Genomic DNA, 24,729 nt, shown 5'->3' on the forward strand with positions numbered 1-24,729 from the left:
GGTGGTTCCGCATGGAAGGGCCATCGCTCAACGGATAAAAGCTACCCCGGGGATAACAGGCTTATCTCCCCCAAGAGTCCACATCGACGGGGAGGTTTGGCACCTCGATGTCGGCTCATCGCATCCTGGGGCTGTAGTCGGTCCCAAGGGTTGGGCTGTTCGCCCATTAAAGCGGTACGCGAGCTGGGTTCAGAACGTCGTGAGACAGTTCGGTCCCTATCCGTCGTGGGCGTAGGAAATTTGAGAGGAGCTGTCCTTAGTACGAGAGGACCGGGATGGACACACCGCTGGTGTACCAGTTGTCTTGCCAAAGGCATCGCTGGGTAGCTATGTGTGGACGGGATAAGTGCTGAAAGCATCTAAGCATGAAGCCCCCCTCAAGATGAGATTTCCCATAGCGCAAGCTAGTAAGATCCCTGAAAGATGATCAGGTTGATAGGTCAGAGGTGGAAGCGTGGCGACATGTGTAGCTGACTGATACTAATCGATCGAGGACTTAACCAAAACTTTAAAAGCGTAAGCTTTACTCAGCAAACTGTTATCTAGTTTTGAGAGAGCAATCTCTTGTCTGGTGGCGATAGCGAAGAGGTCACACCCGTTCCCATACCGAACACGGAAGTTAAGCTCTTTAGCGCCAATGGTAGTTGGGACTTTGTCCCTGTGAGAGTAGGACGTTGCCAGGCAATGAATAAGACCCCTTTTTATGCTCTTATAAAAGAGTCTAGGGGTTTTTTATTTGGCTCATTTATAAAAATCTTCTATACAATGAATATTGTGTATGATACGTGGAGGATTAGCTCAGCTGGGAGAGCACCTGCCTTACAAGCAGGGGGTCGGCGGTTCGATCCCGTCATCCTCCACCACCGTGCCGGTGTAGCTCAACTGGTAGAGCAACTGACTTGTAATCAGTAGGTTGGGGGTTCAAGTCCTCTTGCCGGCACCATTTATATCGGAGGGGTAGCGAAGTGGCTAAACGCGGCGGACTGTAAATCCGCTCCTTCGGGTTCGGCAGTTCGAATCTGCCCCCCTCCACCATTTTTATTGGGCTATCGCCAAGCGGTAAGGCAACGGATTTTGATTCCGTCATGCGTTGGTTCGAATCCAGCTAGCCCAGCCATAGAGAGCCATTAGCTCAGTTGGTAGAGCATCTGACTTTTAATCAGAGGGTCGAAGGTTCGAGTCCTTCATGGCTCATTTTAATAAGCGGAAGTAGTTCAGTGGTAGAACACCACCTTGCCAAGGTGGGGGTCGCGAGTTCGAACCTCGTCTTCCGCTCCATATAAAGCGCCCGTAGCTCAATTGGATAGAGCGTTTGACTACGGATCAAAAGGTTAGGGGTTCGACTCCTCTCGGGCGCGCCATAAACGGGAAGTAGCTCAGCTTGGTAGAGCACTTGGTTTGGGACCAAGGGGTCGCAGGTTCGAATCCTGTCTTCCCGACCATTTATGGGGCCTTAGCTCAGCTGGGAGAGCGCCTGCCTTGCACGCAGGAGGTCAGCGGTTCGATCCCGCTAGGCTCCACCAATTAAACTGAATAATTGTAACGAATAATATGGCGGTGTAGCTCAGCTGGCTAGAGCGTACGGTTCATACCCGTGAGGTCGTGGGTTCGACTCCCTCCGCCGCTACCATATAAGTTACATTTGTTATAAATATACGGAGGAATACCCAAGTCCGGCTGAAGGGATCGGTCTTGAAAACCGACAGGGGTGTTAAAGCCCGCGGGGGTTCGAATCCCTCTTCCTCCGCCATTTATTTATATCATATTCATATCATCGCGGGGTGGAGCAGTTCGGTAGCTCGTCGGGCTCATAACCCGAAGGTCGCAGGTTCAAATCCTGTCCCCGCAACCAAAGTGGTCCCGTGGTGTAGCGGTTAACATGCCTGCCTGTCACGCAGGAGATCGCGGGTTCGATTCCCGTCGGGACCGCCATTTACATAAAGGCTCGGTAGCTCAGTTGGTAGAGCAAAGGACTGAAAATCCTTGTGTCGGCGGTTCGATTCCGTCCCGAGCCACCATTTTAAGACGGCGATTGTGGCGAAGTGGTTAACGCACCGGATTGTGGTTCCGGCATTCGTGGGTTCGATTCCCATCAGTCGCCCCATCTTAAGTAACGCGGGTGTAGTTTAGTGGTAAAACCTCAGCCTTCCAAGCTGATGTCGTGAGTTCGATTCTCATCACCCGCTCCAAATGAAGGGCCTATAGCTCAGCTGGTTAGAGCGCACGCCTGATAAGCGTGAGGTCGGTGGTTCGAGTCCACTTAGGCCCACCATATTCCACAGTAGCTCAGTGGTAGAGCTATCGGCTGTTAACCGATCGGTCGTAGGTTCGAGTCCTACCTGTGGAGCCATACTGGCCCGTTGGTCAAGCGGTTAAGACACCGCCCTTTCACGGCGGTAACACGGGTTCGAATCCCGTACGGGTCATCTTAAAAGCAGTTTGCATATGCAAACTGCTTTTTTTGTTTGGAAACAGAGTTTATTCTTTTGTCTAAACTCTATTTTTCGTTTTTCTATGATTTCCTCGCCCTAAATTGCATTTCTTATAGCACATCTATAAACGCTTGTTCTAAATTTCGAAAAAAAACCTACAATAGTAATAACGGCATACTGTTTGTACAAAAGGAGGGGAATGCGTGAAAAAAATTGTTTGGTGGTCCATCGGAGTTTTTCTTGTGTATGGAGCGTGTATTTGGGTTTATTTATTCTATATAAGCGATACCTCTATTCCACAATCATTAAAAGGCACCAGCGTAGACCCGGCTACGTTTATGAATGCACGAGAACTTATGTTAACCGAAAAATATTCAAAAATTAGAGATGCGCTCTTTTTTATCCGAATTCCATATGAGTGGCTAGGGTTTATTTTAATTTTAGTGTTAGGTGTGTCTAAGAAAGTTAATAAGTGGTCTAAAGACGTCAGCCGTTTCAGTCTTCTCCAAACTGCTATTTATGTATTTTGGTTATCCGTTCTGCTGCTGATCTATTCTTTTCCTATGGACTGGATTAGCTATAAGCTTTCAAAGGCTTACCATATTACGACGCAACCTTTCCAAGGATGGATGAAAGATCTTTTTACAGATTTTTGGGTGAACTATGCCACCATGTTTTTAGTGATTGCTGTGTTATATGCATTCATTCGTAAGTTTTCAAAAAGATGGTGGCTGTATGCGTGGATAGTATCTATTCCATTTACGCTATTTTTGACGTTTATTCAACCAGTGGTTATCGATCCGTTATATAACGATTTTTATCCATTAAAGAATAAAGAGCTGGAGACGAAAATTTTACATTTAGCAGATGAAGCTCACATACCTGCTAAGCATGTATATGAAGTAAACATGTCTGAAAAAACGAACTCTCTTAATGCATATGTGACGGGAATAGGTTCTAATTCAAGAATTGTGTTATGGGATACTACTCTTAATAAATTAACGGAACGTGAAATTTTGTTTATCATGGCGCATGAAATGGGTCATTATGTAAAGAAGCATATTTATGTGGGGATTGCTTCAGCATTAGTTTTATCGATCGTAGGCTTATGGCTAACGAAGCACTTAGCTCGCTTTGTGATTAAGAGATGGGGGAAAGCATTAAAAATTACTTCTCTTAGTGATTTAAATTCTTTACCGCTTATTCTACTTATTTTTTCTATTCTTACATTTGCTGTGAGTCCGTTAACAAATATGCAGTCGCGTCATCATGAACTTCAATCTGACACGTACGCCATGGACCTAACAGGAGATAAGCAAGCTGCTATTAAAACGTTTCAGGACTTAACGAAATCAGGACTGTCTCAGGTAAATCCGCCGTATTTAGTGAAGATTTTTCGATATGGTCACCCAACAATACTGGAAAGAATTTCATTTGTTGAGAAGTATGAAAGAAATGAATAAGTGATATAAGAAAAAGTAAAGGATATATGAAGCCTTTTATACGTAGGTATTAATAGAAAAGCCTCCTTGCGAGTAGGAAAAAAATTCTAAAAGGAGGTTTCATTTTCGAAAGTACTGTTATATAATAACGTATGTAAAATAAAAACTGTTTTATAACAATAGGGAGGAATAGTTATTTGTGATTGAAAAGATAGCAGTCTAAATTCTCAGCGTATATTCACCTCAGCTAAGTCTTACTACATGTCCTTCAACTACTTACTTATTTCATCTACGTTCTTGCTAATATTATGGCAAGCTGCTAATTTACTTCATCATGAAACAGACATATTCTAACTGCTGCGTTTTATATTTTTATGAATATAGAATTTTAAATTCATTAGGGGGTATAAAGAATGAAAGACATTCGTGTAAAAAACCTTGAAGAGAACTGGAAAAGCGATGAGCGTTGGAAAGGAATTGAACGTCCATATTCTGCAGAAAAAGTCATTGGGCTAAGAGGGTCCATTGATATTGAACATACGCTTGCTAGAAGAGGAGCCGAAAAGTTCTGGAACTTATTAAAAACAGAGCCATACGTTCATGCCTTAGGAGCTTTAACAGGAAATCAAGCAGTACAACAGGTAAAAGCAGGGTTAAAAGCAATTTACTTAAGCGGATGGCAAGTAGCTGCAGATGCAAATCTTTCAGGAAACATGTATCCTGATCAAAGTTTATACCCGGCAAACAGCGTGCCGCATGTTGTGAAACGAATCAATCAAGCGCTGCAGCGTGCCGATCAAATTCAGCATTTAGAAGGAGAAGGGAATATCGATTACTTTGCTCCAATTGTAGCAGATGCAGAAGCAGGGTTTGGAGGACAGTTAAACGTATTTGAACTCATGAAAGGAATGATTGAGTCGGGAGCATCTGCCGTACACTTTGAAGATCAATTATCCTCTGAGAAAAAGTGTGGTCATCTCGGCGGGAAGGTATTGCTTCCAACTCAAACCGCTGTGAAAAACTTGATTGCTGCTCGTTTAGCTGCTGATGTAATGGGTGTTCCAACACTTCTGATTGCTCGTACCGATGCTGATGCTGCTGATTTAATTACAAGTGATGTTGATCCTGTAGATCGCCAGTTTATTACAGGTGAACGCACTGCTGAAGGTTTTTATCGCACGAGAGCCGGAATCGATCAAGCTATTGCTCGCGGCTTAGCATATGCGCCATATGCGGATCTAGTGTGGTGTGAGACGTCTGAACCAAACTTGGAACAAGCACAAAAATTTGCAGATGCTATTCATGAAAAATTCCCAGGTAAAATGCTTGCTTATAACTGTTCACCATCTTTCAACTGGAAGAAAAAATTAGATAAGAAAACGATTGAAAAATTCCAAAGAGAAATCGCAAAAATGGGCTACAAATTCCAATTCGTTACGCTTGCTGGCTTCCACGCTTTAAATCACAGCATGTTTGAGCTGGCACGAGGATATAAAACAAGAGGAATGGCAGCTTATTCAGAGTTACAAGAAAGAGAGTTTGCTAGTGAAATAAATGGATATACTGCTACAAGACATCAGCGTGAAGTAGGCACGGGTTATTTTGATGAAGTGGCGCAAGTAGTTTCTGGTGGGACTTCCTCTACAACAGCTTTAAAAGGTTCAACGGAAGAAGAGCAGTTTCAAGCCCATAAATAACAAAAAACCTATGGGTGGAACGGTTGGTTACTTCCACTCATAGGAAAAATCCTAACAAAAAAGATTCTTACAGATGTAAGAATCTTTTTTTATGTAGTAAACACGATTTAACAGACAGCTGTTCTTCCTGAGAAGAAAGGATCTGCCTGTTAAACGTACATATAAATCATTAACATGAATTAAGTTCTTAAAATATTAAGTAGATGTTTGAAGCAGGGATTGGTACTGGGCTGATAGCTCATAAAAAGCAATTTCATCACGTTGATCTAATGCCGTGTTAATGTTTGTTTCTAACAGTTCTTTTTGACGCTTAAAAAGCGATTCATCAATTACCATTTCGATATAAACATCCAACATACTCACAGTATCAATTACTTTTTTCTTGCGAGCGAGGGACTTCATCATTTCCGTGTACGATTTTTCATTGTTCATACCTCATCACCTCTGCACCCTTTTTATTATTATATAGATTAAAAGAAGAAAAAACAACTAATTTTCTAAATTTTTAGATTTTTATTTTTGGAAATGATAAAGTAAGAGGGAAACACTACTTTCGTTTTTATCGATTGACTATTTGATTTAAAAATGAATCCTTGGGGGCGAAGAAATTGAATGATTTAAAAAAGCGTACGGTAATGATAGAGGATTTGTATGAATTGAAGTCTGTTTATAATCCTCAGATTTCTCCAGATAGAAAAAGTGTAGTTTATACGGTTCGAGAAACGAAGAAAATAGAAAACGCGTATGAAACGCAGCTGTTTATGTTAGATCTTGAAACGAAAGAAACTAAGCAATTAACGTACTACAAAGGAAATAATCATTCTCCAGTATGGTCTCCTGATGGCAAGTGGATTGCTTTTTTATCCGATCGCAGTCAAGCCGTTCAGCTCTACCTATTAGCAGCGACAGGCGGGGAAGCAGAAGCACTCACAGATCTTGAAAAAGGCGTTAGTAATCCGGTGTGGTCTCCTTATAGTGACGAAATTATGTTTTCTACAAAAGTAGGAGAAAAAGCTGTAAGAGTTGAACAAAATCATGAACATCCCCAGCCGTATGAAGTGGAACGTTTACTTTACAAATCCGATGTTAGCGGTTATTTAAAAGGTGAATATACTCACGTTGCTGTCGTTAAACTTAAAAATAAAGAAGTGACGTTTTTAACGGATGGACCTTATCATCACTCTGTTGGGTGCTGGTCCCCTGATGCAAACTCAATTGTATTTTGCAGCAGCCGAGGAGAGAATCCGGATTTATCATTAACTATGGACGTGTTTATTTTGCATCGCGATACTAAAAAAGTAACATCTATTACAGCAGAAACAGGATATTTTCATCAAGTTTCGTGGTCACCGGATGGGTCATACATAGCATACATTGGAAATGAACGTACATATGGATCAGCTTCAATGAATGACATATACATTTATCAGATCTCTAACCAAAAAACAGCTTGTATCACTGCTGGCATAGACTTAGAAGTAGGAGATATGGTAGCAGGAGATTTTCACTTTGGCAGAACCGCAGCGGGAATTATGTGGGGCAGTAATGAAGAATTTTATTTTGTCGTAAGTGAAAAGGGGTCTGTAGGCATATATAAAGGAAATGTGAATGGAAAGTTAGACCCTGTATTTATGGATAATGCTCACGTATATGGGGTATCTGTTCTTCCAAATTGTGAGAAAGCTATCGTGGCAATCAGTACATTTACACATCCCGGAGATCTTTATTCTCTAAATTTAAAAACAGAGGAATTAGTGAAGCTGACAAACGTTAATGACTCATTTTTAAAGCATGTGCAGCTCACACAAGCAGAATCTTTTTACGCGACTTCTACGGACGGTATACATATCCACAGTTGGGTAGTAAAAGCTGCTGCCACAAACCATGGATCTCCAACCATTTTAGAAATCCACGGAGGTCCGCATCTTATGTATGGTCATACATTTATGCTTGAATTCCAAGTACTTGCATCAAAAGGGTTCAATATCCTCTTTTCTAATCCAAGAGGCGGCAGAGGATATGGTCAAGCATTTACAGATGCGGTTCGAGGGGATTACGGAGGCATGGATTATACGGATTTGATGACAGTGACCGACGAAGCAGTTAAGCGCTACTCTTATATTAATGAAGATAAGCTTGGCGTAACAGGAGGAAGCTACGGAGGGTTTATGACAAACTGGATTGTAGGAAGTACAAATCGATTTAAAGCAGCGGTAACGCAACGGTCTATTTCAAATTGGACAAGTTTTTACGGCGTTAGTGATATTGGCTATTATTTTACCGAATGGGAATTAAAAGCTGATATTTATGAAAATCCGGAAAAACTTTGGAACCACTCGCCGCTTCGTTTAGCGGAGAACGTTAAAACACCGCTGTTAATCTTGCATAGCGAACAGGATTATAGATGTCCAATTGAACAAGCTGAACAGCTTTATGTGGCACTGAAAAGAAAAAATAAGGAAGTAGAATTTATTCGTTTTCCCCAGTCTAATCATGAACTTTCTAGAAGCGGTAAGCCTAATTTACGAACGGCAAGACTAAAATATTTAACAAGCTGGTTTAAACGTTATTTAAAACAGTCTCAGTAAAAAGTGCATGGCTGTTCAACCAAATATGTGTGCGTAAATAAAGGCTGTATGACAAACGTAAAAGGACAGGAAAGGTAAAACGCTGTAAAACTTTTGTTTGGTAAAGGAAAGTAGTACAATAAGTGAAAAGTAGCACAGTTGTTTAAATAAGGAGAACATTCGATGGATTTTGAAACATTAAAGCATTATTTGACATTAGACGGCGTCCTCGAGTTATTAAAACAATATCAATCATTTGGAATCATTCCAGGGCTGCTGTTTCCTATTTTAGAAGCGTTCATCCCCATCTTGCCGCTTTTTGCGTTTGTAATGGCCAATGCTGCCGCTTTTGGCTTATGGTTAGGTTTTTTAATTTCATGGGTTGGCAGCTGCGTTGGATCACTGCTTGTCTTTTTGATTTTTAGAAAATATGGACAGGCGAGGTTTTTACATTTCATCAGCCGGCATGCGCAAATTCGAAAGATTATGATTTGGGTAGAAAGACACGGGTTCGGACCGCTGTTTATTATGCTTTGTTTCCCTTTTACCCCGTCTTCGGCGATTAATGTAGTAGCAGGGCTATCACGTGTTAGTATGGCTCAGTTTATGCTTGCTGTATTAGCCGGTAAAATGGTGATGATATTTATGATGAGCTTTATTGGGGCCGATTTTGTTTCATTTGTGAAACAGCCTCTAAAAGCAGTACTTGTTTTAGTCATCATTTTTGTTCTATGGCTTGTTGGAAAACAAATTGAACGAAGATTAAATGAAAAATCTAAAGTGAAACAGTATGACAAATAGTTTGTTTATATATAACAAATAGTGATGGAAGACTGCTTTTTAATAGGCAGTCTTTTGTTATACATACAGCCAAAAGGGGTATTGTAAACTATAGAAAAACCTTTTCTTATAGGGATACAACAGCATTTTTGAAAGGATCTTAAAATTTTTCTTAAAGAAGTTATTTGTCTGTTTATTCGGTTGGCAGAACAATGCACATGCAGAGTATCTGTCCAGTAATGAACAAGTTTTTTGTTTATCAATTATGAAAAATATGCTAAAATAAAAGAAAAAACTGGGAATAAATTAGACGTCTATTCCTAGTTGCACCTAAGTAATGAACCCTTTGTTTTCTAGAGATATACATGTTTTTTCTCAACATGTATTATCACCTCATGTATTTCAAAACGTTTTCTTAAAAATTATATGAATGATTTTTGAGCTTGACTACTAAGATGTAAGTAGAGGGATCATTACTAGAAAAGCACCGAATGGTCATTAAGACGTGCTTGGCGTCGTTTTGAGGAGGGGAATGCGCTACTAAGATTCAAGCGACTTGCTGATTAATCGTTGTTAGTAAGCATCTTATAGCGCGGGTGACATGAGATTAAAAGATAAAGTGGCAATTATTACGGGTGCAGCAAATGGATTAGGGTTCGAAGCTTCTCGAATATTCGCACAAGAGGGTGCAAAGGTCGCTATGGTTGACTACGATGCAAAAACGGGAGAAGAACGAGCAGCTCAGCTAAAAGAAGAAGGCGGAGATGTAGCATTTTTTCAAGTGAACGTAGCGGATCGAGACAGTGTAGATGCAATGGTAGAAGAAGTAGTGAAACGCTACTCTAAAATAGATATTTTAATTAACAATGCAGGTATCACCAGAGATGGAATGCTAACCAAATTATCAGTTGAAAATTTTCAAGCAGTAATCAACGTAAACCTTACAGGCGTTTTTCACTGTACACAAGCAGTGGTACCGCATATGATTGCTCAAGGTAAAGGGAAAATTATTAGCACATCTTCGGTATCTGGCGTATATGGAAATGTTGGTCAAACAAACTATGCGGCGACAAAGGCAGGCGTAGTAGGAATGACAAAAACATGGGCTAAAGAGTTGGGGCGAAAAGGAATTAATGTAAACGCTGTAGCTCCCGGGTTTATTGAGACGGATATGGTGAAGGCGATGCCAGACAAAATCATTGATCAAATGAAATCCACTATTCCTTTACAAAGATTAGGTCAGCCTTCTGACATTGGTTATGCGTATCTGTATTTAGCATCTGATGAATCCAACTATATTAACGGTACAACACTTCATGTAGATGGTGGAATCATGATGTAAAAGTAGAAAATAATTCGCTTTTCTAAAACTTTTCAGTGGTCTTTTGACTACTGAAAAGTTTTTTTGTTGCATCCAGCATTTCACATATCGGCAAAGTGGAATTTTGTCTGCAAGTTCAGTAAAATAATAAGGAGAGAGATAGAGAGATTTAGATGATTATCACTATAAAATTTTGACGACTGCGTCACGTGTTTACGTGGCGTTTATCCATTTTGTACTTAAACAAATGAAAACATAGAGAAAAAAATGAAGGGGTGAAAACGTGGGGCTACAGTTTTTATTAGGACGTTCAGGAAGCGGGAAAACGGAATATCTTTTAAATAGCATGCGCCAAGAGCTGTTAAATGCTCCGCTTGGGCATCCACTTATTTATATTGTACCTGAACAGATGACATTTCAGTCGGAGTATGCGCTTGTTCAAACACCTGGGTTAGAAGGCATGATGCGTGCTCAAGTTTATAGTTTTACACGTCTTGCATGGCGTATCCTGCAAGAAGTGGGAGGTATTAGCCGCTATCATGTGGATCAAACAGGTATTCATATGATGCTTAAAAAAATTATCGAACATCAAAAAGAAGAGCTTCGACTGTTTGCGAATTCTTCAGAACAAGCAGGGTTTATTGAAGAACTAGAAAAAATGGTTAAAGAATTTAAACAGTACACAGTAGATGCCCCGTCTCTCGAAGAGATGAAGAAAAAGCTTCAAGCAGAAGATGAGAAAGTCCTTGCTGATAAATTACGTGATTTACATCTCATTTACGGAGAATTAGAAAAACAGCTGATGACGAAATATGTAGATGGAGAAGATTATTTGAAGCTGCTGAGTGAAAAAGTAGCGTCTTCTGCCTACCTTGCTCAAGCAACGATTTATGTAGATGGATTTCATCACTATACTCCTCAAGAATTAACCGTATTAGTAGAGCTGATGAAAGTTTGTAGAGAAGTAAAAATAGCGGTGACTTCTGATTATTCATATCAAGATTTTATTCCAAATGACTTGCACTTGTTTCGATTAACGAGCGAAACGTACCAAGAACTAATGGGCCTGGCGGCTGAAAACGGGATAGAGATTCAAGAGCCAATCGTATTTAACGAACAAAAAAGGCATCAAAACAGTCCAGAGCTTGCCTATTTAGAACGATATTATGATGAACGGCCAACGCCGGAATTTCAGTCAGAGCCCGAGAACATTCAGCTGCTGCCGGCTGTTAGCCGAAGAGCAGAAGTTGAAGGGATTGCAAGAGAAGTGCTTTCACTTGTGCGCGATCGCGGCTATCGCTACCGTGATATCGCCTTGATTGTTAGAAATGCAGAAGACTACCATGACTTGCTTCAAACCATTTTTCGAGATTATGAAATTCCGTACTTTATTGACCAAAAGCGAGCGATGTTTCACCATCCACTCGTTGAATTTGTTCGCTCAGTCTTAGAGGTGGTAAGCGGGTCATGGCGATATGAAACCATCTTTCGAGCAGTGAAAACAGATCTTTTATTTCCTTTGTCATCTGATGTGCACCAGCTTCGCGAAGAGATGGATGAGTTAGAAAATTATGTACTTGCTTACGGTATTCAAGGATCTAAGTGGACGAGCAAGGAACCATTTACCTACAGAAAATATCGTTCACTTGAAGACATGAACCTTGGGAAAACGGACGAAGAGCTTGCTTTTGAGCAAAAAATAAATGAATTAAAAAATATGATTGTTCCTCCTATTTATTCGCTTCAGCAAAAATTAAAACAAGGGAAAATAGGAAAAGAAAAAGCAGAAGCGCTCTATCGTTTTTTAACGAATTTAGATATTCCACAAAAGATAGAAGCGCTGCGCAATCGATGTGAAGAAGAAGGAAAGCTTCAAGAAGCAAGAGAGCACGAGCAGGTATGGAAAGCAATTCTTCACTTATTTGATCAGTTTGTTGAAATGATGGGAGAAGAGAAAGTATCGATTTCTTTGTTCGCAGATCTATTTGAGACAGGGCTTGACAGCATGCAGTTTGCACTTGTTCCGCCTGCGCTGGATCAAGTGGTTGTGGCAAGTTTTGAGCGTTCGCGTTTATCCGATATCAAAGCAAGCTTTGTGTTAGGTGTAAATGACGGTGTGATTCCAGCTAAACCAAAAAGCGATGGCCTGTTATCTGAGAAGGAGAGAGAGCAGCTGCTTGAATCAGGTTTATTACTTGCGCCAACCGGAAGACAAAAGCTGTTTGACGAACAATTTCTCATTTATTTAGCACTTTCCAGCTCTTCGGAAAAACTTTATGTTTCGTATCCTCTTGCCAATGAGGAAGGGAAGACCCTGCTGCCTTCACTCGTTATTAATCGAGTAAAAGAGCTATTTCCGCTCCTGCAGGAAAAGCTGTTAATGACGGAACCTACAGATTTAGAAGAAGAAAAGCAAGTTGATTATATAACAAATCCTTTAACGAGCATCGCGCATTTAGCCAGCCAGCTGCAAGGATGGAAACGCCATTATCCGATGAGTTCCGCTTGGTGGGATGTGTATAATTTTTATGTGAAAAATCCAGATTGGAACTCATACAGTGAGAAAGTACTAAGCAGCTTATTTTATCAAAATGAAGCAAAACGGTTAACAAAGAAAACTAGTCAGCGTCTGTATGGAAAGCATATTCAAGCAAGCGTATCCAGAATGGAAAAATTTGAAGCCTGTCCATATGCGCATTTTGCTTCTCACGGGCTCAAGCTTAAAGAACGAAAAGTTTTCAAATTGGCGGCTCCTGACATAGGCGAGTTATTTCACGCGGCGTTGAAAATGATTTCAGACGAACTTCGCGGCGGTCAAAAAGAATGGAAGAACTTAACGAGAAAAGACTGTCAGCAGCTTTCTACGGCTGCGGTGCATGAACTTGCTCCGCGCTTGCAAAATGAGATTTTATTGAGCTCGAATCGCCACCACTATTTAACACATAAGCTGCAGCAAATTATTGAACGTGCGTCGTTTGTGTTAAGTGAGCACGCTAAGATGAGCGGCTTTGTTCCTGTTGGATTGGAGCTTGGATTTGGACCTAGCGCAGAGCTGCCTTCTATGCAGTTCACACTGCCAAATGGCCATACGATGGAACTCGTTGGCCGAATTGACAGGGTAGATAAAGCGGAAAGCTCAAAAGGACTTTTACTGCGTATTGTCGACTATAAATCAAGCGATAAAGCATTAAACTTAGTGGAAGTGTACTACGGTTTATCTCTTCAAATTTTAGCTTATTTAGACATAGTCGTGACGTATGCTGAACAGCTTCTTCATGATAATAGAGGAGCATTGCCTGCTGGCGTTCTTTATTTCCACGTTCATAACCCAATGATCAACAGTACTAAAGCATTACAGCCTGATCAAATTGAAGCTGAAATCTTCAAGAAGTTTAAAATGAAAGGACTGCTTGTAGGAGACGAGGAAGCAGTAAGGTTAATGGACGAAACGTTAGAATCAGGGCACTCACAGGTTATATCAGCTGGCATTAAAAAGACAGGGGGCTTTTATTCCAATTCTTCGGTTGCGAGCGAAGAAGATTTTACACATCTCCGTCAGTATGTGCGAGGTAAATTTGTGGAGGCAGGTACAGAGATTACAAATGGGAAAATTGATATTTCGCCTTATAAACTAAAAGATAAAACACCATGTGCGTTTTGTGAATACCGCTCAATTTGTCAGTTCGATGAATCAATGGAAAACAACGAATATCGTCAGCTTAGTACAGAGAGTCAAAGTGTTATTTTAGATAAAATTCGAGAGGAGGCCAAACGAGATGAGTGAAGATATACACGTAAAACCGGCCGACTCCCAGTGGACGGATGATCAGTGGAACGCCATTGTTTCATCCGGTCAAGATATATTAGTAGCCGCGGCGGCTGGCTCAGGAAAAACAGCGGTTTTAGTTGAACGTATTATTAAAAAGATTACGATGGGTGATGAGCCAATCGATGTTGATAGATTACTCGTTGCTACGTTCACAAATGCTTCTGCAGCCGAAATGAGAAATCGAATTGGAGAAGCATTGGAAAAAGAGTTAAAAAAGAATCCATCTTCTTTGCACTTGCGCAGACAGCTTAATTTATTAAACCGTGCGTCGATTTCTACGCTCCATTCTTTTTGTTTAGAAGTCATTCGAACGTATTATTATTTGATCGATGTAGACCCTGGTTTTCGGATTGCAGATGATACGGAAGCGGATCTTCTGCGTGAAGAAGTATTAGAAGAATTGTTTGAAGAACAGTACAGTATTGAACAGAACGAGCGATTCTTTGATTTAATTGATCGTTATACAAGTGACAGAAATGACTTAGATATTCAGCTTATGGTAAGAAAGCTGTATGACTTTGCAAGATCTAACCCTGACCCAAACGGCTGGCTTGAAATGATCGTGAGTCAATATGATGTGACAGAAGACTCTTCTATTGATTCACTTCCGTTTCTATCTTTTCTTCTACAAGAAGTAACAACGCAGCTGATGGGCATTGAGTCGATTTTAAAACAGGGCTTAGAGTTAACAAAGCTGCCAGGAGGGCCTGCTCCTCGCGCCGTTAATGCAGAGGAAGACCTGGCTCAAATTCATCGGCTGATCAGCGCTTCTAAGCATTCTTTTGCTGATTTGCATGAGGAAATGCAGAATTTGAATTTTACTCGTTTAAAGCCATGTAAAGGAGAAGCATACGACTCGCAGCTTTTAGATGATTTCGGAGAGCTTCGCAAAAAAGCTAAAACAAGTCTTGAAAAACTTCATGCTGATTTGTTTTCTAGGCCTTTGCACGGCTACATGGCTGATTTTGAGAAAATGAAGCCCGTTATTGAAACGCTAATCTTTTTAGTTCAGCGCTTCGGTGAACGATATGAACATATGAAAAAAGAGAAAGGGTTAGTGGACTTTTCTGATTTAGAACATTATTGCCTGCAAATCTTGAGTGTAAAAGAAGATGGAGTGCTTAAGCCTTCGTCCATTGCCCAAAAATATCGCACTCAGTTTGAAGAGGTGCTTGTTGACGAATATCAAGATACAAATATGGTTCAAGAAACACTGATTAAATTAGTGACGAGAGATAGTGAAGAACAAGGGAATTTATTTATGGTTGGAGATGTAAAACAATCCATTTACCGCTTTCGTTTAGCGGAGCCATTTTTGTTTTTAACAAAGTACAAGCGCTTTACACAAGATGGTCGCCAGTTCGGAAAACGTATCGATTTGAATAAAAACTTCCGCAGTCGTTCTCAAGTGCTTGATGCTACAAACTTTATTTTTAATCAGCTGATGGATGAAGAAGTAGGAGAAATTGCATATGACGATGATGCTTCTTTAAAATTAGGAGCATCGTATCCAAAAGTGGAAGGAATGGAAACGGAGCTTCTGCTCATTGCAAAAGAAAATGCAGAAGAAGGAGGGGAAGAAGAATCGGATTCTTCTCTCGTCGCTTTTTCAGAAGCAGAGCTTGAAACGGCTCAGTTAGAGGCAAGAGCAATGGCGCGTAAAATCAAAGAACTCGTTCAAAACCGCTTTCAAATATATGATCGCAAGCTCGATATCATGAGAAATGTGACGTATCGTGACTTTGTTATTTTGCTTCGTTCCATGCCTTGGGCTGCGCAGATTATGGATGAATTTAAGCAAGAAGGCGTGCCCATTTATGCCAATTTATCAACAGGTTATTTTGATGCTACTGAAGTGATGATTATGATGTCTTTATTAAAAGTAGTAGATAACCCGCATCAAGACATTCCGTTAGCTTCTGTTCTTCGCTCACCGGTAGTAGGGCTTTCAGATGAAGAGTTAGCTACACTGAGAGCAGAGCAAAAGAAAGGAACGTATTACGATGCGTTAAAAACGTACTTAGCGGTTTCAGATGATGAAGAACTTCGCGATAAAGTAAAGTATTTCTATGAGCAGTTAAAAGCATGGAGAACACAAGCTAGACAAAGCTCTTTGTCAGAACTGGTATGGCAAATTTACCGCGATACGGGTTTCTTTGAATTTGTTGGCGGACTTCCTGGCGGGAAACAGCGTCAAGCCAATTTACGTGCTCTTTACGATCGCGCTCGCCAGTACGAGGCAACTTCATTTAGAGGTCTGTTTCGATTTTTACGCTTTATTGAACGCATGCAGGACCGAGGCAACGATTTAGGAGCTGCTCGAGCACTGGGAGAACAAGAAGATGTGGTGCGTTTGATGACGATCCACAGCAGTAAAGGTCTTGAGTTTCCTGTTGTTTTTGTAGCTGGTCTTGCTCGCCAGTTTAACTTAATGGACTTGAATAAAGCATATTTACTCGATAAAGAACTAGGTTTTGGATCTAAATATATTGATCCAAAACTGCGTATTACGTACCCTACTCTTCTTCAGCAGACCATGAAGAAAAAAATGAAAAAAGAAAGCATGGCAGAGGAAATGCGGGTATTATACGTAGCTTTGACTCGTGCGAAAGAAAAACTTATTTTAGTTGGAACAGTAAAAGATGCACCAGAAAAGCTCAGACAATGGAGCTCCGTTATGGCACATGAAGATTGGACGCTTCCAGCTCACGTGAGAAGAGATGCAAAATGTTATTTAGACTGGATTGGACCTTCTTTAATTCGTCACCAAAATGTTAGTCATATGGTTGAAGGAGAGGTCCAGCCGGCTGAGATGATTCATCAGCATGCTTCAAGCTGGAAACTTTCAACGTTATTAGCAGGTGATTTAGCCGAACAGCCTCTTGAAGAGCAGCAGCATCATGAAGAGCTTTTAAACGCTCTTCAAAAGCATGAGCCAGTTTCAGAATCGAGCGATTATAAAGACGAAGTGTATAGACGCTTAAATTGGTCTTATGATTATCGTGTAGCTTCCGTTCATCGTTCGAAGCAATCTGTTTCTGAATTAAAAAGGCAGCAGCAGCTGACGGATGCAGGTGGAAGCGACGATCTCGTTCGGGGATCTAAAGCACCTCTTGAAAATCGTCCGCTGTTTCTTCAAGAGAAATCTCTCACAGGAGCTGAAAGAGGAACAGCTACACATGCCGTTATGCAGCAGCTTCCATTAAATAAAGCTTATACCCTTGAAATGGTTCAAGACTTTATTCAATCAATGGTTACCAAAGAATTATTGACGCAAGAACAAGCGGATGCTGTTGATGCAAATGATGTAGCAGACTTTCTAGACAGTGACATTGCACAAGGTATTCGAACGGCTCGCACGGTTTATAGAGAGATGCCTTTTAGTTTAGGTGTCTCCGCTAAAGAAATCTATGATCACTGGGAGCAGGAAGACGAAACAATTTTAGTGCAAGGTATTATTGATTGTTTGTATGAAACGGAAGAAGGCCTCGTTTTACTTGATTTTAAAACAGATAATATTTCGGATCGTTTTCAAGGGGATTTTGAACGAGCAAAACCATTTCTAATTGACAGATACCGCATTCAGTTAGAGCTTTACGCAAAGGCCATTGAGCGGATTGTAAAACAACCTGTGCAGCATCGCTATCTGTACTTTTTAGATGGTGGACATGCTGTTGAAATATAAAAAAAGAAGAAGGCCCTAGTCTTCTTCTTTTTCAACAATAAGGAGAGAGTAACATGCGTTTATTACATACAGCGGATTGGCATTTGGGGCGAACGTTAGAAGGTCGAAGCCGTCTGGCTGAGCAAGCACAGTTTTTAGATGAACTGGCAGACATTGTGGAAGAAGAAAAGATAGATGCTATTCTCATGGCGGGAGATGCCTTTGATACGGTTAACCCTCCAGCAGCGGCAGAGCAGCTTTTTTACGAAAGTATGTCTAGGTTGAGCAACAATGGAAGACGTCCGATTATTGTTATTGCAGGTAATCATGATAACCCAGATCGGCTGTCGGCGGCTTCTCCATTAGCTGTTCATCAAAATATTACGCTTCTTGGTTTGCCTACTACCGATGTAGAAAGCATTCACATTCCTACATCAGATGAAATGTTAAAGGTTGCGGCTCTTCCTTACCCATCTGAATCAAGGTTAAAGGAACTGTTAGCAGAAGAAAATGATGAGCTGGCTCTTCGAAACTCATATGATGCCAGAGTAAAAGGTATTTTCGATAAAATGAGTGAACAGTTCACAACAGATAGCGTTAATATTGCCATGAGTCATATTTACGTAGCAGGCGGAAGTTCAACGGACTCAGAACGTCCAATTGAAGTAGGAGGAGCTTATACGGTGGCGGCAACTAGTTTACCTGCTAATGCTCAATATGTAGCTCTAGGACATTTGCATCGCCCGCAAATGATCAATCGCGCCAGCACCCTTGCAAGATATTCCGGTTCACCTCTTGCCTATAGTTTTTCAGAGTCAGGATATGCAAAGTCCGTTACCATTTTAGACGCTAAGCCAGGAAAAGAGATTGAGATGACTGAAATTCCATTATCTAGTGGAAAGCCTTTGGCACGTTGGAAAGCGAAAAACGGATTGGCAGAAGTATATACGTGGCTTGATGAGCAAAAAGATACGCAGGCATGGGTTGATTTAGAAGTTCACGTAGAAGATGCACTTTCACTAGAAGAAATCCATCGCCTTCGCAAGCTTCATCCAGGCTTTATTCATATTCGTCCGGTATTCAAAGCAGAAGAACTAGCACTTGAAACACGTTCACAGCGCGAAGTGCCGATCGAAGAACTGTTTACAAAGTTCTACAGCAGGCAAACCGGCGGAGGGGCACCAGATACTGAATTAGTCAAACTGTTTTTAACCTTGATTAACGATGAAGAAGTATCGGGAAAGGAGGATGAAAAATGAAACCTATTAACTTGACCGTTTCGGGGCTTCACAGTTTTAGAGAAAAACAAACTGTCGATTTTGAAGCGCTGTGTTCAGGCGGTGTGTTTGGAATATTTGGTCCTACAGGAAGCGGGAAATCTTCCATTTTGGATGCCATTACACTAGCTTTATACGGAAAAGTAGAGCGTGCAGCCAATAATACACAAGGAATTTTAAATCACGGGGAAAATGAACTGAAAGTATCGTTTACGTTCGAGCTGGAAAACGCTAATCATAAAAAACGCTATACTGTTGAACGAAGCTTTAAACGGACGGATGAGCTTCGTGTAAAATCAGCTTCAAGTCGATTGATTGAAATCGAAGATGAAACGTACGTATTAGCAGATAAAACAAATGATGTAAACCAGCAGGTACAGGAGCTTCTTGGTTTAACAATTGATGATTTTACAAGAGCTGTTGTATTACCGCAAGGAAAATTTGCGGAGTTTTTATCGTTAAAAGGAACGGAGCGTCGTCAAATGCTGCAGCGTCTTTTTAATCTCGAGCAGTACGGAGATCAGCTTAGTAAGAAAATACGCTATCAAGTTCAGCAGCTAAAGACAGACCTAGATAAAATCACGGCAGAACAAACGGGATTAGGTGAAGCTTCAACAGAGAAAGTAACGGAAGCGGAGCAGCTTGTAAGTGATAGCATTGTACTTTTGGAAAAACGAGAAAAAGAAGCGTCTGATTTGCAGGAAAGATACGATCAGCAGGCGTCTCTTTGGAAAGCGCAGCAGGAAAAAGCACTGATAGAAGAAAAACTAGTGCATGCTTCTAAGCAGGAAGAGGAGATTAGACAAAAGCAAGATGTGCTGACGAAAGCTCAGCAGGCAGAACGTCTTTTTCCCTATTTAGAAACATTTGAACAAGCTGAAAAACAGCAGAAGCTTTACGAAGATAAAGTAGAAAAATTAAAAGCACAAATTGTTCAAAAAAGTGAGGAATATAAGCGATCGAATAGTTTATATGAGCAGGCTCGCTTACAAAAAAATGAACAGCAGCCCAAATTAGTTGTTCAAAAAGAACAGCTTCAACAAGCATCTGATCTTCAAAAACAAATTAAAGAAGGACAGCAAGAAATAAAAGAAGGGGAAGTTTCTCTTCAGCAAAAGCAGCAGGCACTTCAAGCGAAAAATGATGAATTAATGGAAGCAGATAAGCGGTATCAGCAAGGCTTGACTCTTCAAAAAGAGTTAAAAGAAGCATTAACAAAAGTGGAGATTCAACCTGATTATCGGCAGGCTGTTCAGCAAGCATTTTACCGTTATCAAGTATGGAATAACGATAAAAAAAACCTAGATGAAGGTCAAAAAACGTATAAAGAAAAAGCCGAACAGCTTAAGCATTTGCACACACAAAAACAAACACACCAAGAGAGATATCAGCAAGCAGTAGAACAAAGTAAAGGGTTATTTTCAGATATTCAAGGCTTGTATCACACTGTATGTGAGCGGGAAAAAGAATTTCAGCAGCTTTTTCAACAAGCAGATCGTTTAATGAGCGATCTAAAAAGACGCAAAGAAAAAGAATGGTCACGCCGTCTGGCTCATCAATTAGCTGAGCAGCTGACCCAAGGTGAGCCTTGTCCAGTTTGTGGCTCTGAGCATCACCCTAACCCCGTGTTACACCAACAAGAAGATGACATCACAACTGAATCAGCGGATCAGTTCGAAGATCAAGTTAATCAATTGCGTGAACAGCGATTTAGTTATTCGTCGCTCAAAATGCAGCTTGAACAGCTAGCTAAACCTCTTGTTGAAAAAATACCTGAGTTAGCTGAGTTTATGAACGAAGCTGGCGAAGTTCCTGCTTTAGGAGAAATGGATACAGATGCCTTTGGCCATTATGCTAAGAAAATAGAAGTTGAAATCAAATCTCTTGAGCAGGATTATTTGCAGGTAAGTGAAAAACAGCAAGCAATTCTCGGGCAGATACAAAAGGTCCAGCAAAGTCTTGAAAAGATTGAATTAGAGCTTGCTCATTATCAAAAAGAACAAGCTGAATTAGAAGGAAAAGTAAATCAGCAAAAACAGGCGCTACAAGCGGGAAAAGAAGCTTTTCAACAAGACTATCCTTCCTTTGTATTTGAAGAGATGGAAAAAATTAATGAAAGGCTGACTGAAAGAGAAAAAGAAGAGCAGACAATAAAGGCTCGAATTGAAAAAAGCAGCGTATTTTTTGAAAATCAGCAAAAGAAAATCGAACGTCTAAAAGAAGAGAAATATGCGGGCGAAAAAGAATTTACAGAATTAAAAGCAATGCTGTCTCATAAACAATCTCTTGTTCACTCGCAAATTGAACGCTTGCGTACGCTTACAGATCAAGAAGATATTGAACAGGCGCTGCAAAAAACAGTTCTTTTACTTGCGGAGTTAGAGACGAATGAACAGCAGGCATATCAACATTGGCAGACTGTTCAAAAAGCGTATCAAACGCTGCAAATGGATGAAAAAGCAGCGAGCGAATCTCTAGAAACAGCTCATATGCAGTATAAAAAAGCAGCTGAAAAATGGGAAGAAGCTATAGGGAATTCTTTATTCAGCGAAGGAAAAGAAGTTCAGCAAGCTTTGTTATCACATGATGAGATGAAATTGTTGGATGAAACTGTTCAGGCTTATTGGGACAACATAAAACAGATGAAATCATCAATTGAACAGTTAAATATCCAGCTGAATCACCAGTCCATAGAAGAGCAGCAATTTGAAGAAACTCAGCAGCTGCTTCATGATATAAAAGCGGCTGTGAAAGAAGCCGTTCAGCTCAAGGGAGCAGCTGAGCAAACGTTAAAAAGCGTCAAAGAACGACATGAGCGATTTTTAGTGCTTGAACAAGACCGTGAAGAAAAACAAGCCTTATTTGAACAGTATCAAAAGCTTCAAACAGTATTTAAAGGAAATGCTTTCGTGGAATACATTGCTGAAGAACAGCTGATGTCCGTTAGCCGAGATGCTTCAGAGCGTCTGGGTATATTAACACGTCAGCGCTATGCGATTGAAGTTGATTCCCAAGGCGGCTTTATTATGAGAGATGATGCAAATGGAGGCGTAAAACGTCCGGTTTCAACTTTATCTGGTGGAGAGACGTTTTTAACTTCGCTGGCTTTAGCCCTTTCATTATCTGCACAAATTCAGCTAAGAGGAGAATATCCACTGCAGTTTTTCTTTTTAGATGAAGGATTTGGAACGCTTGATGGAGAGCTTCTTGATACGGTTGTTACAGCGCTTGAAAAGCTTCAATCAAATAATTTATCAATTGGAGTCATCAGTCACGTTCAAGAACTTCGCGCTCGTCTGCCAAAACGTTTGATTGTTGAGCCATCCGAGCCTTCTGGCAAAGGAACTAGTGTAAGAGTAGAAACTTTATAGGGAAGGAAATCTATATGAAGAAAAAAGACAGGCGGATAGGAACATGCGAATTATGCGGAAGGCAGGATGTCTTGACGACCGTACATCATTTAACGCCAAAGGAAATGGGCGGAGCGTTTGAACCAACGGCAAACTTATGTATTCCGTGTCATAAGCAAATTCATGCATTATACACAAATGATGAATTAGCCATTCGTCTTAACACGATTTCTTTATTACAAGCTGATTCTAAAATTAGCTCTTTTATTAAATGGATTCGTAAACAGCCTTCTTCTAAATTACCTAAAACCAAGAAATCAAACAGCCGAAAATCCAAGTGAATAAAAAACCCCTTATCCGCTTTAGTAGCAAAGATAAGGGGTTTTTTTAAGCATTTGCTGCTATATTTTGATCGAATAAATCTGGATCTAACGTATTTGTTCCGGAAATGCCGTTATTTGTATTAACAAAGTTACCTGTATTTAAAGAACCAGAGCCTGACGCTGTTTTAGCAGCGCTTTTTGGAGAAACATAAAACGTATCTCCAAACGTTACGACACCGCCTCCGACGCTCGTGATACTAACGGGTCCAATTATTGCTGGCATGAGATTCACACCCTTTTTTCGTGATATTAATTTAGTATATGAGCCGCTTTTTAAAAGGTTCACTCACTGCTGCTAGCTTGTGAAGAAGCACTACTTGATGTTCCTGCTTCAGCTTCCTTTGAAGGTTCATCGTTGATCAGTTCGCGAATATGCTTAATGCGAGCTTCTGCATAAACATTGCACGTTGAGCCAACATGAATAACTGATGAGAATGAGCATCCCTTTATATCAATTCTGTTAACACGGATCAAAGGTATTTCATTCCATGTTTGAACAGGAATAGGTTCGTAATCGCCATGAGGAATAGGCTCATTAAAGATAGCGTAATCATCAAAGTTTCCTTCTCGACCATAGAAAAACGGATACTGTCTCCGATCAGCTAAAGCTTTATTAAGTAGATGAATTTCTGTTGAATCTCCAATTTGGCAAAAGGAGCTCGCCGACAAGGAATTAATTTCTATATAATTAACAGAAGATGTGCGTGAAAGCATAGGTAAGCTCCTTTATGATAACGATAATGGAACATAAGGGCCGATAATCAAAGATTCAGCCGGCGTATCAAATGTTGAGGATAGAGAGATGTAATTGGCATCACCAATTAAAAAAAGAGAAGAAGAAGATACGCCTGTAATACTAACGTCTCCAACAAGCAATTCGCGGTTTACAACGTTAAAGTTCATGAAGGGGGTCCACCTTTCTTTAAAGATTCAGGTAAATACGTTAAAAATGCGTCAATTCCTTTTTTCATATCTTCATAAAGTTTACCGATAATTTGAGGTTTGATTTGTTCAAAATTTCGTTCCATTTCTTCCAGCTGAACTTGCTGTATATAAAAAGTAATCCGCTGCTGCAGCTGCTTTTTAATATCTTCTAAAATAAACTCGTAGTACGATTCATCAATCATCATCGAGCGCTCATCAAGCACATGTTGAACCATAGAAAATCCATATTGATTAAGTTCAGCTAAAATCGTTTCGTGGATATCAGAAACCCACTGTTTTTCTAGCTGGCGGTCCAATGGTTTTAAGCTAGGATTTTGCGGTCCAGGACCTCCGGGTTGTCCCGGCTGCTCACCTTGAGGCTGCTGCCCTTGCGAAAACGTTACTTCTGGTTTCTCATTGATAATGATATCTTCTAAATTATCAGGCGTAAGAGGATTTAATCCAATATTTAATGTTCCATCTAATGAATCAATTTTTAACTGTTCAAATTTATATTCAATTTTATCAATTTTAATAGGTGGCTGTTCACCTAACTCTTTTATTTTTTGCTGAAGTTCTTGTACGTTTTTTTCAAGCTGAGCAATGCGTCCTTCTTGCTGTTGAATATACGAAGACATTTGCTGAACATACTGATGTACTTGCTGAATATAGTTCATGTTATCCACCTTCAATCACCTCGATTCCCTTATCTTCTGATAAAGAAAATAGTTATATATATACATATGGCGATGAAGGTTGTAACATGTCAGTCGTTGTCTCGAGCTGGAGGAGTTAACGACTGTGAAAAAGGAGCTGGGGCAGTGCCCGCGCCGGTTCCGGGAGTAAAGGTAGAAGGAGAAACAGATCCAAGAATGCCTTTTTTTGTTTCAGTAGGTGCGGCGCCTGTAAATCCTCCTGTATTAAAGAGATTTGAGTTTGGTTTAATGACACCGACGCTTCCAATTTGAAGTACCGAAGAGTTACTTACAGCACTGATTTTCATACTTTGAATACAGATACTTTGATTCACATAAAAGTTCATAAGCATCCTCCTGTATGAGCT

General features: G+C 40.4%; 16 protein-coding genes, 19 tRNA genes and 2 rRNA genes (1 of these 37 running past the window's edge). 31 read left to right on the top strand and 6 right to left on the bottom strand.

Annotated features, from left to right (window positions below; translation table 11 throughout):
- The 23 genes from MKY06_RS03130 to aceA form a co-directional block, all read left to right on the top strand.
- Positions 1 to 504 (top strand): 23S ribosomal RNA (locus MKY06_RS03130); it begins 2,432 nt to the left of the window's first position.
- 63 nt (positions 505 to 567) lie between these two features.
- Positions 568 to 683, top strand: a 5S ribosomal RNA gene (gene rrf, locus MKY06_RS03135).
- Positions 684 to 787: 104 nt separating this feature from the next.
- Positions 788 to 863 (top strand) — tRNA-Val (locus tag MKY06_RS03140).
- A gap of 4 nt (positions 864 to 867) precedes the next feature.
- A tRNA-Thr gene (locus MKY06_RS03145) sits at positions 868 to 943 on the top strand.
- Positions 944 to 951: 8 nt separating this feature from the next.
- Positions 952 to 1,035: transfer RNA gene (locus MKY06_RS03150), tRNA-Tyr, on the top strand.
- Between the two features lie 7 nt (positions 1,036 to 1,042).
- Positions 1,043 to 1,117, top strand: a tRNA-Gln gene (locus MKY06_RS03155).
- 4 nt (positions 1,118 to 1,121) lie between these two features.
- Positions 1,122 to 1,194: transfer RNA gene (locus MKY06_RS03160), tRNA-Lys, on the top strand.
- Between the two features lie 9 nt (positions 1,195 to 1,203).
- Positions 1,204 to 1,278: transfer RNA gene (locus MKY06_RS03165), tRNA-Gly, on the top strand.
- A gap of 6 nt (positions 1,279 to 1,284) precedes the next feature.
- Positions 1,285 to 1,361: transfer RNA gene (locus tag MKY06_RS03170), tRNA-Arg, on the top strand.
- 4 nt (positions 1,362 to 1,365) lie between these two features.
- A tRNA-Pro gene (locus tag MKY06_RS03175) sits at positions 1,366 to 1,442 on the top strand.
- A gap of 5 nt (positions 1,443 to 1,447) precedes the next feature.
- Positions 1,448 to 1,523 (top strand) — tRNA-Ala (locus MKY06_RS03180).
- A 30-nt stretch (positions 1,524 to 1,553) separates the two neighbouring features.
- Positions 1,554 to 1,630, top strand: a tRNA-Met gene (locus MKY06_RS03185).
- A 27-nt stretch (positions 1,631 to 1,657) separates the two neighbouring features.
- A tRNA-Ser gene (locus MKY06_RS03190) sits at positions 1,658 to 1,750 on the top strand.
- A 25-nt stretch (positions 1,751 to 1,775) separates the two neighbouring features.
- Positions 1,776 to 1,852: transfer RNA gene (locus tag MKY06_RS03195), tRNA-Met, on the top strand.
- A 4-nt stretch (positions 1,853 to 1,856) separates the two neighbouring features.
- A tRNA-Asp gene (locus MKY06_RS03200) sits at positions 1,857 to 1,932 on the top strand.
- Positions 1,933 to 1,942: 10 nt separating this feature from the next.
- Positions 1,943 to 2,018 (top strand) — tRNA-Phe (locus tag MKY06_RS03205).
- Positions 2,019 to 2,028: 10 nt separating this feature from the next.
- Positions 2,029 to 2,104, top strand: a tRNA-His gene (locus MKY06_RS03210).
- Positions 2,105 to 2,115: 11 nt separating this feature from the next.
- A tRNA-Gly gene (locus MKY06_RS03215) sits at positions 2,116 to 2,189 on the top strand.
- Between the two features lie 6 nt (positions 2,190 to 2,195).
- Positions 2,196 to 2,272: transfer RNA gene (locus tag MKY06_RS03220), tRNA-Ile, on the top strand.
- A gap of 3 nt (positions 2,273 to 2,275) precedes the next feature.
- Positions 2,276 to 2,350 (top strand) — tRNA-Asn (locus MKY06_RS03225).
- Between the two features lie 4 nt (positions 2,351 to 2,354).
- A tRNA-Glu gene (locus MKY06_RS03230) sits at positions 2,355 to 2,426 on the top strand.
- A gap of 209 nt (positions 2,427 to 2,635) precedes the next feature.
- Positions 2,636 to 3,895: a M48 family metallopeptidase gene (locus MKY06_RS03235; RefSeq protein WP_013055342.1), complete on the top strand. Its 1,260-nt coding sequence runs from the start codon at positions 2,636 to 2,638 to the stop codon at positions 3,893 to 3,895.
- 392 nt (positions 3,896 to 4,287) lie between these two features.
- Positions 4,288 to 5,571: an isocitrate lyase gene (gene aceA / locus MKY06_RS03240; protein ID WP_013055343.1), complete on the top strand. Its 1,284-nt coding sequence runs from the start codon at positions 4,288 to 4,290 to the stop codon at positions 5,569 to 5,571.
- A 195-nt stretch (positions 5,572 to 5,766) separates the two neighbouring features.
- Here the strand turns inward: aceA and MKY06_RS03245 are convergent, their stop codons facing one another.
- Positions 5,767 to 6,003, bottom strand: coding sequence for an IDEAL domain-containing protein (locus MKY06_RS03245; protein ID WP_013055344.1), 237 nt, complete (start codon positions 6,001 to 6,003; stop codon positions 5,767 to 5,769).
- A 176-nt stretch (positions 6,004 to 6,179) separates the two neighbouring features.
- On the opposite strand from MKY06_RS03245, the gene MKY06_RS03250 reads away from it, so the two are divergent.
- The 8 genes from MKY06_RS03250 (at position 6,180) to MKY06_RS03285 (ending at position 22,700) form a co-directional block, all read left to right on the top strand.
- On the top strand, positions 6,180 to 8,159 hold the full coding sequence (locus MKY06_RS03250; protein WP_146273764.1) for a S9 family peptidase: 1,980 nt from the start codon (positions 6,180 to 6,182) through the stop codon (positions 8,157 to 8,159).
- A gap of 162 nt (positions 8,160 to 8,321) precedes the next feature.
- Entirely contained in the window at positions 8,322 to 8,939 is a 618-nt protein-coding gene (locus MKY06_RS03255; protein WP_013055346.1) for a TVP38/TMEM64 family protein, read from the top strand.
- Positions 8,940 to 9,519: 580 nt separating this feature from the next.
- Positions 9,520 to 10,260, top strand: coding sequence for a 3-oxoacyl-ACP reductase FabG (gene fabG, locus MKY06_RS03260; protein ID WP_013055347.1), 741 nt, complete (start codon positions 9,520 to 9,522; stop codon positions 10,258 to 10,260).
- Positions 10,261 to 10,522: 262 nt separating this feature from the next.
- The gene (gene addB, locus MKY06_RS03265) at positions 10,523 to 14,023 is read left to right on the top strand and encodes a helicase-exonuclease AddAB subunit AddB (RefSeq protein WP_098278220.1); all 3,501 of its coding nucleotides are present in this window, start codon (positions 10,523 to 10,525) and stop codon (positions 14,021 to 14,023) included.
- On the top strand, positions 14,016 to 17,753 hold the full coding sequence (gene addA, locus MKY06_RS03270) for a helicase-exonuclease AddAB subunit AddA (protein ID WP_013055349.1): 3,738 nt from the start codon (positions 14,016 to 14,018) through the stop codon (positions 17,751 to 17,753). The genes addB and addA overlap by 8 nt, the downstream gene beginning before the upstream one ends.
- 53 nt (positions 17,754 to 17,806) lie before the next feature.
- Positions 17,807 to 18,991, top strand: coding sequence for an exonuclease SbcCD subunit D (locus MKY06_RS03275; protein WP_029324680.1), 1,185 nt, complete (start codon positions 17,807 to 17,809; stop codon positions 18,989 to 18,991).
- Positions 18,988 to 22,380, top strand: coding sequence for an AAA family ATPase (locus MKY06_RS03280; RefSeq protein ID WP_029324682.1), 3,393 nt, complete (start codon positions 18,988 to 18,990; stop codon positions 22,378 to 22,380). Before MKY06_RS03275 ends, MKY06_RS03280 begins: the two co-directional genes overlap by 4 nt.
- A gap of 14 nt (positions 22,381 to 22,394) precedes the next feature.
- Complete coding sequence (locus MKY06_RS03285) at positions 22,395 to 22,700, top strand: HNH endonuclease (protein WP_013081707.1); 306 nt, start codon at positions 22,395 to 22,397, stop codon at positions 22,698 to 22,700.
- A gap of 46 nt (positions 22,701 to 22,746) precedes the next feature.
- Here MKY06_RS03285 and MKY06_RS03290 read toward each other — a convergent pair whose 3' ends face one another.
- The 5 genes from MKY06_RS03290 to MKY06_RS03310 all read right to left on the bottom strand — a co-directional run bounded on the left by MKY06_RS03290 (position 22,747) and on the right by MKY06_RS03310 (position 24,708).
- Complete coding sequence (locus MKY06_RS03290) at positions 22,747 to 22,965, bottom strand: spore germination protein (protein ID WP_013055353.1); 219 nt, start codon at positions 22,963 to 22,965, stop codon at positions 22,747 to 22,749.
- 59 nt (positions 22,966 to 23,024) lie between these two features.
- On the bottom strand, positions 23,025 to 23,456 hold the full coding sequence (locus MKY06_RS03295) for a spore germination protein GerPE (RefSeq protein WP_013055354.1): 432 nt from the start codon (positions 23,454 to 23,456) through the stop codon (positions 23,025 to 23,027).
- 12 nt (positions 23,457 to 23,468) lie between these two features.
- Positions 23,469 to 23,645, bottom strand: a complete 177-nt coding sequence (locus MKY06_RS03300; RefSeq protein WP_013055355.1) for a hypothetical protein — start codon at positions 23,643 to 23,645, stop codon at positions 23,469 to 23,471.
- The gene (gene gerPC, locus MKY06_RS03305; RefSeq protein ID WP_098278222.1) at positions 23,642 to 24,343 is read right to left on the bottom strand and encodes a spore germination protein GerPC; all 702 of its coding nucleotides are present in this window, start codon (positions 24,341 to 24,343) and stop codon (positions 23,642 to 23,644) included. The genes MKY06_RS03300 and gerPC overlap by 4 nt, the downstream gene beginning before the upstream one ends.
- An 89-nt stretch (positions 24,344 to 24,432) precedes the next feature.
- Positions 24,433 to 24,708 carry a spore germination protein GerPB gene (locus MKY06_RS03310; protein ID WP_029324687.1) on the bottom strand — a complete coding sequence of 92 codons (276 nt, stop codon included), beginning with the start codon at positions 24,706 to 24,708 and terminating at the stop codon, positions 24,433 to 24,435.
- Between the last annotated feature and the right edge of the window lie 21 nt (positions 24,709 to 24,729).

Origin of the sequence: Priestia sp. FSL P4-0332 (assembly GCF_038005845.1) — a bacterium.
GTDB lineage: Bacteria > Bacillota > Bacilli > Bacillales > Bacillaceae_H > Priestia.